Origin of the sequence: Paenibacillus sp. RU5M, from assembly GCF_900221055.1 — a bacterium.
GTDB lineage: Bacteria > Bacillota > Bacilli > Paenibacillales > Paenibacillaceae > Paenibacillus > Paenibacillus marchantiae.
The window spans coordinates 793909-808836 of sequence record NZ_OBQM01000002.1; the positions used below are offsets into that span (position 1 = coordinate 793909).

Annotated in this window: 12 protein-coding genes; 6 read left to right on the forward strand and 6 right to left on the reverse strand. The window is 48.7% G+C overall.

Features of this window, described 5'->3' with window-relative positions:
• Positions 1-52 precede the first annotated feature (52 nt).
• The 4 genes from CRO25_RS09540 to CRO25_RS09555 form a co-directional block, all read right to left on the reverse strand.
• Entirely contained in the window at positions 53-949 is an 897-nt protein-coding gene (locus tag CRO25_RS09540) for an SMP-30/gluconolactonase/LRE family protein (RefSeq protein ID WP_063564683.1), read from the reverse strand.
• 15 nt (positions 950-964) lie between these two features.
• Positions 965-1627 (reverse strand): SGNH/GDSL hydrolase family protein, encoded by a 663-nt coding sequence (locus CRO25_RS09545; protein WP_064639106.1) that lies wholly within the window; start codon positions 1625-1627, stop codon positions 965-967.
• Between the two features lie 93 nt (positions 1628-1720).
• Positions 1721-2509: an alpha/beta hydrolase gene (locus CRO25_RS09550; protein ID WP_079694776.1), complete on the reverse strand. Its 789-nt coding sequence runs from the start codon at positions 2507-2509 to the stop codon at positions 1721-1723.
• Positions 2510-2709: 200 nt separating this feature from the next.
• Positions 2710-3543: an AraC family transcriptional regulator gene (locus CRO25_RS09555; RefSeq protein WP_079694777.1), complete on the reverse strand. Its 834-nt coding sequence runs from the start codon at positions 3541-3543 to the stop codon at positions 2710-2712.
• 133 nt (positions 3544-3676) lie between these two features.
• On the opposite strand from CRO25_RS09555, the gene CRO25_RS09560 reads away from it, so the two are divergent.
• The 3 genes from CRO25_RS09560 to CRO25_RS09570 all read left to right on the forward strand — a co-directional run bounded on the left by CRO25_RS09560 (position 3677) and on the right by CRO25_RS09570 (position 7795).
• Complete coding sequence (locus CRO25_RS09560; protein WP_079694778.1) at positions 3677-5704, forward strand: beta-galactosidase; 2028 nt, start codon at positions 3677-3679, stop codon at positions 5702-5704.
• A 413-nt stretch (positions 5705-6117) separates the two neighbouring features.
• Positions 6118-7089 carry a YafY family protein gene (locus CRO25_RS09565; RefSeq protein ID WP_079694779.1) on the forward strand — a complete coding sequence of 324 codons (972 nt, stop codon included), beginning with the start codon at positions 6118-6120 and terminating at the stop codon, positions 7087-7089.
• Between the two features lie 19 nt (positions 7090-7108).
• Positions 7109-7795, forward strand: a complete 687-nt coding sequence (locus CRO25_RS09570) for a hypothetical protein (protein WP_256863611.1) — start codon at positions 7109-7111, stop codon at positions 7793-7795.
• A gap of 109 nt (positions 7796-7904) precedes the next feature.
• Here the strand turns inward: CRO25_RS09570 and CRO25_RS09575 are convergent, their stop codons facing one another.
• Together CRO25_RS09575 and CRO25_RS09580 are read right to left on the reverse strand one after the other, a co-directional pair.
• Complete coding sequence (locus CRO25_RS09575; protein ID WP_079694780.1) at positions 7905-9419, reverse strand: UxaA family hydrolase; 1515 nt, start codon at positions 9417-9419, stop codon at positions 7905-7907.
• On the reverse strand, positions 9419-10933 hold the full coding sequence (locus CRO25_RS09580; RefSeq protein ID WP_079694781.1) for a tagaturonate reductase: 1515 nt from the start codon (positions 10931-10933) through the stop codon (positions 9419-9421). Before CRO25_RS09580 ends, CRO25_RS09575 begins: the two co-directional genes overlap by 1 nt.
• A gap of 203 nt (positions 10934-11136) precedes the next feature.
• Between CRO25_RS09580 and CRO25_RS09585 the strand changes: the two genes are divergently transcribed.
• From CRO25_RS09585 to CRO25_RS09595, 3 genes are all read left to right on the forward strand, one after another.
• The gene (locus CRO25_RS09585; protein WP_079694782.1) at positions 11137-12018 is read left to right on the forward strand and encodes an AraC family transcriptional regulator; all 882 of its coding nucleotides are present in this window, start codon (positions 11137-11139) and stop codon (positions 12016-12018) included.
• Between the two features lie 136 nt (positions 12019-12154).
• Complete coding sequence (locus CRO25_RS09590) at positions 12155-14140, forward strand: translation factor GTPase family protein (RefSeq protein ID WP_079694783.1); 1986 nt, start codon at positions 12155-12157, stop codon at positions 14138-14140.
• Between the two features lie 17 nt (positions 14141-14157).
• Complete coding sequence (locus CRO25_RS09595) at positions 14158-14835, forward strand: tetratricopeptide repeat protein (RefSeq protein WP_063564693.1); 678 nt, start codon at positions 14158-14160, stop codon at positions 14833-14835.
• Positions 14836-14928: the final 93 nt, after the last annotated feature.

The window sequence follows — 14928 nt, forward strand, 5'->3', positions numbered from 1 at the left end:
ATAAATATTTTATAGACGAAGAACAAAATTCTAGTAACACTGTGTCCTTCATTTATTCGGTATCCGACTGTGCTCCCCCGCCAAAAGCGTAGGTTTTCTGCCCTTTCACACCCGGTTTAATTACAAATAGAGATCCAGCATTCGGCGTCTCCGTCAGCCGCTCTTCTCGAATACCGATTCGGGCAGTCGTAATATATAAGTCCTCCAACTCCGGCCCTCCGAAACAGCAGGATGTCACCTGATCTGCAGGTACCTCAATCTGTTGCATCAGCTCTGCTGTATGCGGATTCCAGCGAGTAACTCTTCCTCCGCCCCAGTGGGCAACCCACAGCATTCCCTCACTGTCTACAGTCATTCCATCCGGATAGCCAAATTCCTCCGGTATAGCAATTACACTTGTCCGGTTCGTTATCTCTCCAGCAGCCAGATCAAAATCAAAACGGTCAATGGATCGTGTCGGCGTATCAATGTAATACATCTTCTGTTGATCCGGGCTCCAGCCCAAACCATTGGATGTGGATACATCCCTGAACAACGTTCGAACAGGCTGTCCTTCCTCCAGGCAATAAAATGCCCCTGCCTTGCTTTCATTGTTCATGCTCATCGTCCCTGCCCAGAAGCGTCCAAGAGCGTCACACTTCCCGTCATTGAAACGGTTGTTGTCCTTGCCTTTCTCCGGATCTTCAATCGGCTGTAACTCTCCCGTGAGCAAGTTATAGCTGTGGAAGCCACTGCGCAAAGCAACGACAACCTCATCATCATGGTATGGCACAACCGCACCTACATGCTCGCCAACATCATAAGTCCGATCTTCTCCTGTAGCTGGAACGTATACATGGATCTTGTAGCTTTCAATATCCACCCATAATAATCGATTGTGTTCAGCATCCCAGCTAGGACCTTCGCCCAACAGTGCCGGGGTATGTACTGCAATGTTCAAATCGCTCATGCCATCACGTCCTTTTTAAGATTTGACGCCGCCTGACCATTCGAAACCAATGGCATCCAAGAACGCTTTGGAAAGCACCATATGGCCTGTTGCATCGGGATGAACCCGATCGTAAGTCAGCACAGACGTATAGAAATGATCCCAGAATGGAGTAAATGCAGCCTGTGTATCCACGAAAATGGCGTCATATTCAGCGGCTACTCTACGAACAGCCTCACCGTATATATCCATCGTAGCCCGCATCGGATCTTCCGGATTGGCTTCCAAATAATAAGGAGACATCAGAACAAGTCCTTTCAACCCAGGACGAACAGAAGCAACCAGATCTCGTAGTGTGGATTCATACTCTTCCAGAAAAACTTGCGATTCTGTGGATAACGGATTGTCAAATTGACGCCATACATCATTGATCCCGATCATAATCGTTAGCCAATCCGGTTTGAGATCAAGCACATCACGGTCCCAGCGCTGCTTCAAATCCCGGATTGTATTCCCACTATTACCCACATTCTGAATCCGCAGCATCAATTCCGGATAGATGGAACGCAGCAAGGCATACACTTGTGCCACATAGCCGTGCCCCAGTCCAGAACTCCCTTCACCAACAGGATGTTCACGGCCACAATCTGTGATTGAATCTCCGATAAAAAGCAGCTTATCGTTCTTTTGCAATTTCATTGTCGTTTTCTCCTTCGCTCTCATAAGCGTTAAAATATGTGAGATCACTCGTATTCACATTTCAGGAAAGACATAGATCAGCCAGGTGCCGGGTTACCACCCTTGATTCTTAAGCCAGGTCAGGCACAGATCAGACCAAGCCCGAACGGCATGATCATCCTCTGCCAATCCCAGACCATGTGAACCTTTTTCAAATACATGCAAGTCATAAGGAATGCCGTGTGCACCCAGAGCTAGCGCGTAACGCAAACTGTTTTCTACAGGGACCGCCTGATCATCACTCGTATGCCAGATGAATGCTTCAGGAGCGTCGGCTTTCACCTGCTGCTCCGCACTGAAAGCCTTGATCTGTTCAGCAGACACATCTGGCCCAAGCAGATTTTCACGAGAACCGGCATGTCCGTAGGACTCCATCGTAATTACCGGGTAACAAAGAATAACCCGATCCGGGCGTGAACTCTCCCTTTCAATAGGGTCTTCATGATCTGGTTGACCCTCGTCATACAAGGTTCCCAACGTGGCTGTAAGATGACCGCCCGCCGAGAAACCAAGCACGGCAATTTTGGAAGGTTGAATGCCATATTGCTCGGCATGAGCCCGTACATATCGGATCGCACGCTGACCATCTGTCATGGGTGCCGGATGCTGGTGAGGCGCCACACGGTACTTCAGCACAAATGCGCTAATTCCCGCACGGTTCAGCAATTCAGCGATTGGCGCTCCTTCATGATCAGCCAAAAATCCATAGCCCCCACCCGGACATATAATGACAGCGCTCTCGGAACCCGGCTGAATAAATGGAATCAGATGGGGCATTTCATCCTCATGACCCTTGGCCGCATAAGGTGCTGCATGATCCCACAATGGTATAGTTGTTGTCACTTCTATCATCCTCTCTAGGTTGAACGGATACGTTGATCCGTATAGTCATTTTCCAATCTAAGGAATCGATATCATCATAACGGGAAGCACCCTTGCGCATCAATACCTTCCTGGCATCACTTTTTGTTCAATTTGTAACAGGTTACACGGAATCCTCATACTTGAACAGTGTTTTATAGCACATTTAAACCTCAGAATGATTAATATAACGTTCGATACTGCTCAGGAGTTACGCCCTCAATCCGCCGAAATGTAGCCACAAAATGACTCGCATCCCGAAAACCAACCTTCGCTGCCGTTTCCTTGACGGTCAGTTTGCTGTCCCCTGTCATCCATTCTTTCGATTTGCGAATACGAAGGAGAATGAAATAACTGTAGGCGGTCATGCCAAAGGATTGTTTGAAAAGGGTATTCAGATGCCTAGGCGTAATGCCTGGTATGGCGGCCATCTGTTCAAGACCGATTTCGGGATCGGCATAGTGTTCATTCATAAATGAAATTAACGGAGCCAGCCGTTCCACGGCATGGGAGATCGAAGAACGACTGCCCGTCATACCATGTTTTTTGAGCAAAATCAGAAATCGGTACATGTCCGCTGACGCTTCCAAACCGGACAAATCCTGGTCACTGCTGATGGAACCCAGCACTTCCCTGCCATAATGTTCAAGCGGGCTCTCTGAGTCCCACTGGTGAAGGGCTGCCTCCCCCAAACCAAGCGACTCTGTAATGGCCGGGCACTGTGAGCCTCCAAATGTAATGTAGAGGGTCTCCCATTCTCCTTGCGACCGTACATACTCGTGAGGCTCATTCGGCGGCAGCAAAATGCCGGATGTCTCCCCTAGCTGTACAGTTGAACCTGCAAACCTGAACTCTCCAGCCCCCTTCACCGTCTGAAGCCAGTGATAACAAGGATATCCGGCAGGTCTATACACATTCTCCTGATTGCCGTTATACCCTATACTCTCGATGTAGAGCGGAAGCGGCTGATCCCGTGGGGTCATAAAATAGCGCCGATGATCGGGTGTGATGAGCATAGGGATTCTCTCCTTTGAACAAAAAGCAAAATTATAGTTCCATATTCTTATATGTTTCATTACTTTTCTTATATTTTAAAAGTCATATCCATCATATAGTATAGATTTATTCTTATACAAGAGGTGAACACATTTGATTAGCAGCAAGTTACCCAAAATGTTCTACGGCGGCGACTATAACCCTGAACAATGGGATCATGAGACTCATCTTGAAGATCTGCGCATGTTCCAATTGGCAGGTATTGATATTGCGACCATCAACGTATTTTCATGGGCACTGATTCAGCCTGATGAAGTCACTTATAATTTTGAAGGACTCGACCAGTTAATTAACAGTCTCTATGAAAGCGGCGTTTACATTTGCCTAGCGACAAGCACTGCTGCTCATCCAGCATGGATGGCGAAGAAATACCCGGATGTACTGCGTGTGGATGCAGATGGACGTAAACGCAAATTCGGTGGGAGGCATAACTCCTGTCCGAATAGCCCAACCTACCGCAAATACTCCGAGAAAATTGCAGACAAGCTGGCGGAACGTTATAAGGATCACCCTGGTGTGCTTGTATGGCATATCTCCAACGAATATGGCGGCGACTGTTATTGTGATAACTGCGAGAAAGCGTTCCGCGTGTATCTCAAAGAACGTTATCGGACCCTGGAGCAGCTCAACAAAGCATGGAACTCCAATTTCTGGGGGCATACATTCTACGATTGGGATGAGATTGTACTGCCAAGTAACCTGAGCGAGCACTGGGGAAACAACAATTCCACCTTCCAGGGCATCTCACTTGATTACTCCCGCTTCAACTCCGACAGTATGCTCGATTGTTACCGTCTGGAATATGATGCGATCAAAAAACATATCCCGGATTCGGTCGTTACGACCAATCTGATGGGATTCTTCAAACAGCTGGACTATTTCAAATGGGCCAAATATATGGATATCGTCTCCTGGGACAGCTATCCGGGTCTTGCGACTCCGGTAAGTTTCACAGCTATGGCTCATGATCTGATGCGTGGATTGAAGGACGGACAGCCGTTCATGCTCATGGAGCAGACACCAAGCCAGCAGAACTGGCAGCCTTATAACTCATTGAAACGCCCCGGCGTCATGCGTCTGTGGAGCTACCAGTCCGTTGCCCATGGTGCGGATACGATCATGTTCTTCCAGCTCCGCCGCTCTGTGGGCGCCTGCGAGAAATATCACGGTGCAGTCATTGAACATGTAGGACATGAGAATACCCGTGTATTCCGTGAAGTCGCGGAGCTGGGCAAGGAGTTACAGTTGCTGGGAGACAAAACGCTGGATGCTACTGTGGATGCCAAAGTCGCGATTGTGTTTGACTGGGATAACTGGTGGGCAATCGAGAAATCCAGCGGACCTACGGTTGCACTGAACTATGTAGATCAAATTCACAAATACTACGCTGCCTTCTTCCGCCGCAACATTCAGGTGGACATCGTTAGTGTGGATACCGATATCAGCAAATACGACATCGTGCTCGCTCCGGTGCTCTATATGGTTAAACCAGGCTTTGCGGCCAAACTGGAGAAGTTCGTTGAAGCAGGTGGTACATTCCTGACAACCTTCTTCAGTGGTATCGTCAATGAGAGTGATATCGTAACAACCGGGGGTTATCCGGGTGAACTTCGCAAACTGCTCGGTATCTGGGTTGAAGAAATTGATGCACTGCTGCCTGAGCAAAGAAACCGTATGGTCATGAAAGAGGCTTATGGCGATCTTCAAGGAGACTATGGTTGCGGCATGTTGTGTGACTTGCTGCACAGTGAAGGTGCAGAGATCATTGCCGAGTATGGAGACGACTTCTACAAAGGCATGCCTGCGGTAACCCGTAACACATTTGGTCAAGGTGAAGCCTGGTACGTAGCTTCCGACCCGGAAGATCGATTCCTGGACGGCTTGCTGGGACAACTGGCTGCAACCAAAAATATTGCTTCTCTTCTGGATACTCCGGAAGGTGTCGAAGTGACTGCTCGTACCAAGGATGGACAACAGTACCTGTTTGTCATGAATCACAATGCTACCGCTCAATCCTATGATTTGGGTAAAGCAGAGGCTCATGATTTGCTCACAGATCGGTCCCTTTCAGGTACGATCGAGATTGAAGGACGCGGTGTACAACTGCTTGAAATGAAATAATATTCGAAAATCGATGATACAACATGTTACATGGAGATCGCACTGATCGTTATTTGTGGCTTAAAAGCGTGTCAATTGTTAAAATTTAAAGTATTATATGATTGAACTTGTTTCAATCTGCTACTTCCCGTATCCGTTTAGACCGGATACGGGTTTTTGTCATTATTTGTGAGGCTATCGGTTAGAAGGAAATACCGAGAAGCGAAGCGAATTGGACGAGACACACAATTTAACGACGCCCCGCCGGGAAAAGGAAGCGCCCCTTCGAAAGTAGTCGCTGCACTGTATAGAATAAATAATATATTGCTGCGAAATATTGGTGACAATCATGATGTCACTTATACACTGCTACAATGGGAGGAACACTCCAGCATCCTTTCCGGCGGCGCAACCCTCGAAACGGAGTGGCTGACATGAATAGAACAAATCGGCTTGCCGCCATCGTTATGGCATTGCAGCACGGTCACGAAACGGCACATTCACTTGCAGAAAAGTTTGAAGTTTCCCGCCGTACCATCCTGCGGGATATCCAATCTCTCTCAGAGATGAATGTCCCGATCATTGCTATCTCCGGTCCTGGAGGCGGCTTCAGACTTATGGAGGGGTTTGTACTGCCCCCACTGCAATTAGACCCGGTTGAAGCAGCTACTCTCATCTTTGCTCTCGAAGGCCTAAGCCATTATGCAGATACCCCTTTTCAAGAGAAACGCTGGACATTAATGGACAAAATCAAAAGCATTATTCCGGATGATGTCAAAGCAAGGATGGATCCTATGCTCAAACAACTGAAGCATGATGTTCCCGAACGAAACTACATCCTTCATCATCTGGAACCGCTTATGGCTTGTATCCCGGAACAAGGGTGGTTGCGTATGTTGTACCGCTCTGCTTCCCGTCAACGCTGGCTAACGATCTGCCCCATTCGAGTGTATGCTTCAGCCGGTTTCTGGTATTGTGAAGCGTATTCAGAGGAGCACGGTGAACAGCGCCTGTTCAGGGCAGACCGCATTCTGGACATTACACCGGTTGAGCTGCTTGAATCACAACAGCTGGCAGAACAGGCAAAGCGACAGCGCAGCAAACCGAAATCTCCCGAACCTTCTCCGACACGTGTTACCGCACGTCTGAGTTACAGCGGAATGATCGAGGCAGAACAGGACAAGCATATTGGCGAACGGATGACCGAGATTGCTCCGGATGTATGGGAACTGTCCTTTCTCTGCCCTCCCGGTGAGTGGGCTTGGGCCGTACGATTCTTTTATCGACTTGGAAGTGAAGCAGAAGTACTTGAACCCGAGAACCTTCGCTGCGAGATTCGCAAACATGCCGAGGAAGTATACCAGATGTATCTTACCTCCAACAATAATCGTTGTAGCACACGCTAAAAAGGAGCTTGCCAAAATCATGATGAATGAGCATGAATCGATCGTAACTTACGAAGAAGCTGTGCAGCGAATAGAGGCTGTGGGACTGCTCCCACTCGCCCCTTTATTTCCTGAATACCCTTCACTGTCCTCCATAACGCCTCAAGAAAACTGGCACAAAGATAACGCGCTTGATCCCTGGTTGTGGCGTTCACGTCTGGCTGAGGAAGGGATCGCTGCTTATGGCAAATTTCTCAAAAAGAAAGCCATTCTTGTCTCACGCGAATATTTCCCATGGGTACACCGTCTGCTAGCGGACTCCAGAGTCATGGAGGAACAATATGACGCGGGTTTGCTCTCTCGAGAAGCATTCAAACTATATGAGATAATCGAGAAGCATGAGGGGATTGATGGACGGACGCTGCGTTCACAAGCAGGTTTTGGAGCCAAAGAGGACAAAAAAGCATTTGACCAGGGGCTGCTGGACCTTCAAGGCATTAGCGCCATTGTCATCTGCGGCACCAAAGAAAAAGAAGGCCTCGCTGAAGGTATGGTCGCTTGGAACAGCTCTGCTTATGAGACCTCAGGCTGCTGGATGAAGCGTCAAGGTATTGAACCGTTTGAGGGCAGCGTTGCAGATGCGAGCGAACTCCTGGTACAGCAATTGAAGAAACACACTTCTGCTGCCGCACTGACCAAAATCAAAAAATCTTTTGCGATACATTGATTGAAATACTTATAAACGACAAATCCCGGAAGCCGAAGAGGGCCACCGGGATTTGCTGTATATACCTTTACCATACATGCAACAGATATAAAGCAACGAACGAGTACAATTACAGGATAACTCCATCCTTGAATATCGCAATTTCCCGAAATCCATGCTGCTCGCTAAGCGTATGCGCCCGTCCTGAAGCAATATCGATCAGTTGACTGAACAGCTGCACTTTCACGTCTTCCATCGTCTTACCTTCCAGCAGTTGACCTGCGTTAAAATCGATCCAGTGCTTTTTCCGATTTGCGAGGTCAGATTGGGTTGCAATCTTGACAGTAGGTACCGGGCCTCCAAACGGCGTTCCGCGACCTGTCGTGAAAAGAACAATGTGCGCACCCGCAGCTGACAGTGCTGTAACAGACACGAGATCATTCCCCGGAGCCTCCACGATGTTCAGGCCGGTTTGAGTGACACGTTTGCCGTAACGAAGTACATCAACTACGGAAGAACGTCCTCCCTTTTGCGTACATCCCAAAGACTTTTCTTCCAGCGTGGTAATCCCGCCTGCTTTATTCCCTGGTGAAGGATTTTCATATATATTCTGACCGTGGTTCACAAAGTATTGCTTGAAGCCGTTCACCAAGTCTACCAAATCATCAAATACCTGCTCATTGGCCGCCCGATTCATCAGAATGGTCTCTGCACCAAACATCTCGGGAACTTCGGTCAAAATAGCCGTACCTCCGGCAGCAACCAGCATATCCGCAACGGAGCCAACGAGCGGGTTCGCCGTAATCCCGGACAGACCGTCCGAACCGCCGCACTTCAATCCAATTTTGAGCTTGCTCAGAGGTAGCGGCTGACGCTGTTCATGTTCGACGAGCTCCACGAGTTCTTCCATCAGACGCAGTCCTTCCTCAAGTTCGTCATCTGTTTCCTGCGCTTTGAGAAAACGGACTTTCCCCTGATATTCCGGTGCGATACATTCGCGGAACTGGTCTACCTGATTATTTTCGCAACCCAGACCAATGACCAGCACGCCGCCAGCATTCGGGTGTTCCACTAGGGAAGCCAATACCTGCTGCGTATATTTCAGGTCATCTCCAAGCTGCGAGCATCCGAATGGATGTGGGAAATGATATACACCATCCACCCTGCTGCCGAACTGCGACAGGCCCATACGAGCCAATGCCTCACATACTTTATTAATGCAGCCGACCGTATTCACAATCCAGATTTCATTACGGATACCTGCTTCACCGTTAGGACGCAGATACCCATCAAATGAACGTAGATGTTCCGGAGGCATGTCCGTCTGGACAGATGGTCCCGGCTGATACTGGTATTCAAGTAAACCGTGAAGTCCTGTTTTCAGATTGTGACTGTGAATCCAGCTCCCCTGTTCGATCTGTTCCTTGGCTATCCCAATGGAAAAACCATATTTCATAACATCCTCGCCCGGTGCGAGGGTATGCACAGCAATTTTATGACCTTTGGGCACATCTTCCCTTAATGTAAAAGTAGTGCTGTCTGGCAGTATAATACTTTCCCCTTTTACATAATCTCGAAGAGCTATAATGACATCATCCTGCGGTTGAATCGCAATCCAGTCATTGACTGTACGTGTTGTGTTCATTAGCTCTCACCTTCCAGCAAACCAATTTCGTGAACGAGTGCTTCGCGAAGCCCCTCTCGATCATCCAGATTCTCTCCCCAGATCGATACATCAGATAATACAGCAGCGACACTCTGGTCTAATTGCTGCTTATCCCGCTTCAAAGGATCATAACGATCCCAATGCTTGGCGAGTGCAGCCAGTACATCCGCATCATCCCGAAGTAGGACAGACTCACCGTTCAATCGTTGTGCCATATAACCGTCCGGCGTGTTCACTGGACGATACAGACACAATAATCCCGCAAATCCTTTCACGAGCCGAGCCGGCCAGGTTCCCTGATTTTGCTCATAGGCCAAAAGTGTAGGCAGCACACGGACCTTGAACTTTCCTACTGTATTTAATGCAATATCCTGCAGCTTGTGATTAATATACGGATTGAGGAAACGTTCAAACACTTCCCCTGCGTACTGATCCAGATGATGATCCGGCATATCCAGTGCAGGCACGATCTCCTGATGTACCGCTTCTCTGACCCAAGAGCCAAACTCTGGGTCTTCCATCGTTTCTCTCACATGTTCCTTGCCTTGCAGAATGCCGAGCGAAGACATGAGGGTATGAGCACCATTCAAAATACGAACCTTGCGCAGCTGAAAAGGTTTCAAATCCTTCACCCAATGTACGTTGAGTCCCGCCTGTTTCAGGGGGAGTTTCTTATCCAGTGCTTCATCTGCCTGAATGGCCCAGAAATGATATGGCTCTGCCGTATTGACCAGTTGATCCTCGTATCCCCAGCGATTGGTCAGGGAATCGGCTTCTTCCGAAGTCGGTGCACCCGTGACAATCCGGTCAACCAGATTGTTCAGGAACAAGTTATGGTTCTCAATCCATGAACGGAAGCCTTCAGAATAACCGAAATCTTCACTATGCTGCAGCACACAACTGCGCAGTACATCCCCGTTGCCCTCAAGCAACTCACACGGCAGGTGAATCAACCCTCGGGATGGGTCCCCATCAAACCGCAGATAACGTTGATGCAAGAAGACCGTCAGCTTACCCGGAAATGATAGTATCGGTTCACCCTGCGTGTACTCTGAATGCGTATATTTCAATCCCGATTCGGTTGTATTGGAGATGACAAACTCCAGGGAGGGCAATTCCGCTAGTTTCAGAAAATCCTGCCATTCTTCGTACGGATTAATACAATGTGAAAAAATCGAGATCATTTCCGTCCGTTCCACTGCTTTTCCCTGTGACAGCCCCCGAGTAATCATCGTGTACAATCCATCCTGATCACGAATTTGTTCCAGCTTTGCCTTTCCCCCAGGCCGAGGCTGGGTCACAGCAACACTGCCATGGAATTTGCCTTGTCTGGCACTCTCATGAAGCATCCAATCTGCAAACCCACGCAGAAAGTTGCCTTCCCCAATCTGTAGTACCTTTACGGGACGTTCCATCACTTCTTTGCACTTGCGCTGGTTATCACTTCCAAGCAGATTCAGCTTTAGCCTTGGTCTTTTCGTGCTCGCCGACATGAACACTCACCTCATCGTTTTATTTGTCAACATCAGATGTCCCGCTGCACGGCACACAGCCGCTTAACTTCCATTGAAAACGCTTTAAATTCATTGTATCATCAATAAAAGGAAATTTAATTGCTTATATTGCGGTAAATGTACTCTTTCATGATCAGAAATAACCACTTTTTTTTGTAAGCACTGTTTTGAAAGGAGATCGAATGGAACGTTCGCCCGTTCGTACAACCATTCAGGCGGAATCGGGGATTCCCTTTCGTCTGGTGTATGCAGATACCAAGTCCCCCCAGAACGAGTTGCCGGATCATCTTCATGACTGGCATGAAATTATTTATGTATATCGGGGTCAAGGCACCATTTTCATTGATACCGGTCTTGAAGACATGCAGGAGGGTGATTTGTTCATCATTCCTGGCAGCACGGTACATCGCGCATTGCCTGATGCCGGGAATCTGGTGACTTCGTCGGCCTTATTCTTCAGTCCAGGATTACTGGCTTCCACAGCGGGAGGCAATGCGTCAGCCATGCTCTCTCTATTTGAACGCTGCCGCAAACGCAGGGTGTACAAGAGACATCTGGATGCCAAGGAGCAAGCCCAGGTTGCTGTATTAATTGACGACATTCATGCAGAATTCCAGTTAGAACATCACCTGAGTGCCCACGCCGCTCTGCTGCGGTTGCAACTCTTACTTATTTATCTGGAGCGATTGGAGGCAGTTGGTCCTGCAAGTCCTGCCAGAAGTGTTCCTGGACCAAGCTGGCTCTCCTCTACGCTGACTCATATGGATGAAGAGCTGCGCAGTGGCCTTTCTTTGCCGGAACTGGCACGGCAGGCAGCCGTATCCCCGGCGCACTTCAGCCGTGCGTTCAAAAGGTATACTGGTATGACACTAACTGACTATGCGTTGGCCCGCCGGGTCATTATGGCGAAAGAGCACCTGCTTCGAAGTGATGAGACAATGACCGTTGTTGCCGATGCCTGCGGCTTTGAGAGCCTGCCCCATTTTTATCGACAATTCAAGAAACTGACGGGTACCACACCCGCTGCCTACCGTAAAACCATGAAGAATCAGCATCAAACGTGATTGTCACAACATCCTGAAATGTAGAGATTTGTCTGTGTATAACATATTCTTCCATACTATTCGTGTGGTATGTTATAATACTGAATTACAATGTCGGAAACGATGCGTTTCTGCTGCCAGAGGAGCCTTACATCCCATGTTAAACGAATTGAATCGCAGAAATATCGGCATCTTCGCACACGTCGATGCAGGGAAAACAACAACGACAGAACATATGTTATTTCAAAGCGGTGTCGTACGTAGTCCAGGTCGCGTAGATGATGGAACAACAGCCACAGACTCTCTGGATATTGAAAAGGAACGAGGCATTTCCGTACAGGCGGCTATGACCTCTTTGATCTGGAAAGATACGATTATTGATCTGATTGATACGCCGGGTCATATCGATTTCAGCTCTGAGGTAGAGCGATCCCTGCGTGTTATGGACGGAGCCGTACTGATTGTGTCCGCCGTGGAAGGGGTCCAATCCCAAAGCGAGACCATCTGGCATGCTCTCCGCTCGCTTGGAATTCCTACCCTGATTTATATTAACAAAATGGATCGGGTTGGCGCTTCTGCTGAGACGGTTATCGATCAGATCCGCTCCAGTCTCTCTCCCTTCGTATGCGAAATCCAAACCTTTCGGATGAATGAAGAGGTGTTCGAGGGCATTGACTCTTTATGGAATGAGAGCCAAGCGCAAGTGAAGGGTTCTTCTTCTATCCCCGGCCTTTTTGAATTATTGGCCGATCTCGACGAAGATCTGATGGAAGCCTACATTAATGGTGAAACGCTGCCAGCTGACCAGCTAGATGAAGCATTTTGCAAAAAGGTGCATCAGGGCGAAGTGTTCCCCATTTGTTATGGTGCTTCGGGCAAAGGAATCGGCATAACGGAGCTGCTGGATGCCATCATCGAATTTCTTCCTGCACCTGCGCAGCCTCAAGAACCTTCAGTATCCGGGGTTGTATTCAAAATTGAACGGGATAAAACGATGGGCCGTACAGCCTATGTTCGCATGTATGGTGGCAGTGTGTATAATCGGGATACGATCTATAACTCCACTCGGGAGCTGGAAGAGAAAGTGACACAGATTCGCCGAATGGATGGTCGGAAATGGGCGGATACGGGTGCTGTTCATGCTGGACAGATCGCCGCACTGTACGGACTAAGCGAAACCCATGTTGGTGATATTATTGGCAGCCCCGAAGGTGTGCCTCCTGTACCCCAGCTGGCTGTTCCCTTGTTGACCGTGCAGGTACATGGTAAAGACACGGCTCGTTATCCTGACCTTGTAGCGGCACTGCAAGAGCTGACGGATGAAGATCCCCTGCTCGATTTGCAATGGTTGCCTGAAGAACGGGAACTGCATCTTAAAGTCATGGGAACCATTCAGCTTGAAATTCTGTCCAGCCTGCTGATGAGTCGTTTCGGACTGGATGTCGTATTTGACCCGCCGTCCGTCATCTATAAGGAGACTCCTCGTTCTTCAGGGGAAGGATTCATTGCGTATACGATGCCCAAGCCTTGCTGGGCCATTCTTCGATTCAGCATTGAGCCTTTGCCACGTGGTAGCGGTCTGATCTACTCATCCACCGTCCGGACGGATCATCTTCTGCTTCGTTATCAGAATGAAGTGGAGCGCCGCATTCCCGAAGCGCTATCTCAGGGGTTATTGGGGTGGGAGGTTACCGACCTGCGCATTACGCTAATCGAAGGTGAGCATCATGTCTGGCATACCCATCCACTGGATTTTGTGGTAGCCACGCCGATGGGGATTATGGACGGGTTGGCAAGCATAGGCACGACCCTGCTGGAACCCATTCTGAATTTCCGGTTAACGGTCCCCGAGGAGTACGGCGGTAAAGCGCTCAGTGATCTGGTACATATGCGAGCAACCTTTGAAGCGCCGATCATCGGAGGCGGTCGATGCATCGTTGAAGGACGTATGCCTCTGGCAAGCTCCATGGATTATCCGGTGAAGCTCCGCTCAGAGACGAGCGGACGCGGGGTGCTCACGACTTCTTTTGCCGGGTACCAGGATTGTCCTTCGGATCAGACCCATACGCGGAAACGCAGAGGAGTTAACCCGCTGGACCAATCCAAATATATTTTAAGTGTTCGAAATGCGATTACATCATAATTGGAGTTGACTTTGTCGTGCTGATTAAATTTCTAATCTTTGGCCTGCTGTGGCGGATTGTAGGCAATCCGTTCTTGGCGGTTATTATTTTCCTCATCATTCTGTATTTCCTGGATCGTCGCTATGTTGGGGTGATGCCAAGCTTCATGAAGCCACTTAAACGTATGCGTAACATCTCACGGCTCCGGCAGCAGCTTGCCATGAGTCCGAATGAAGTCTCTTCCAAGCTGGATTTGGCGCGTCTGTTGATTGAACGCAAACGTTATAGCGAAGCTCATGCCTTGCTGCTGGAACTGGAACGTCCTTACGAGCAATCAGCCGAATATTGGGAGGCGCTAGGCACAACTGAACTTCATCTGGGCCAAACGGAAGAAGGCGAACGTCATATTTTGCAGGCACTGGATATTAATCCAAGAGTGAAATATGGACGTCCTTATCTAACACTTGCAGGTGCGTTCAAGGATACTCACCGGGACAAAGCGCTGGCATACGTTCAGCAATTCCAGGAGATTCATTCTTCATCCAGTGAAGCATATTATCTGCTCGGCTCGGTGTACCGCTCCCTTGGACGTACTGCAGATGCAAAACAAGCCTACGAGCAATCACTGAACGTGTATCGCTCCCTGCCAAAATATAAGAAGCGCCAGGAACGTCGCTGGGCTGTTCGCAGCTGGTTCCGCAAGCGTGGACTGTAAAGCTGTTTGATTACGTTAGATTGAGCAATGGATTCGACGTCGTGAATTTGAAATGTACGCATCCATTCCATTCATTCGTGATAAAAAATTTCA

Bases quoted from the DNA above. Each gene is read 5' to 3' on its own strand.
- CRO25_RS09540 (WP_063564683.1), bottom strand. From the start codon at position 949: ATGAGCGATTTGAACATTGCAGTACATACCCCGGCACTGTTGGGCGAA.
- CRO25_RS09545 (WP_064639106.1), bottom strand. From the start codon at position 1,627: ATGAAATTGCAAAAGAACGATAAGCTGCTTTTTATCGGAGATTCAATC.
- CRO25_RS09555 (WP_079694777.1), bottom strand. From the start codon at position 3,543: ATGCTCATCACACCCGATCATCGGCGCTATTTTATGACCCCACGGGAT.
- CRO25_RS09565 (WP_079694779.1), top strand. From the start codon at position 6,118: ATGAATAGAACAAATCGGCTTGCCGCCATCGTTATGGCATTGCAGCAC.
- CRO25_RS09570 (WP_256863611.1), top strand. From the start codon at position 7,109: ATGATGAATGAGCATGAATCGATCGTAACTTACGAAGAAGCTGTGCAG.
- CRO25_RS09575 (WP_079694780.1), bottom strand. From the start codon at position 9,419: ATGAACACAACACGTACAGTCAATGACTGGATTGCGATTCAACCGCAG.
- CRO25_RS09580 (WP_079694781.1), bottom strand. From the start codon at position 10,933: ATGTCGGCGAGCACGAAAAGACCAAGGCTAAAGCTGAATCTGCTTGGA.
- CRO25_RS09585 (WP_079694782.1), top strand. From the start codon at position 11,137: ATGGAACGTTCGCCCGTTCGTACAACCATTCAGGCGGAATCGGGGATT.
- CRO25_RS09590 (WP_079694783.1), top strand. From the start codon at position 12,155: ATGTTAAACGAATTGAATCGCAGAAATATCGGCATCTTCGCACACGTC.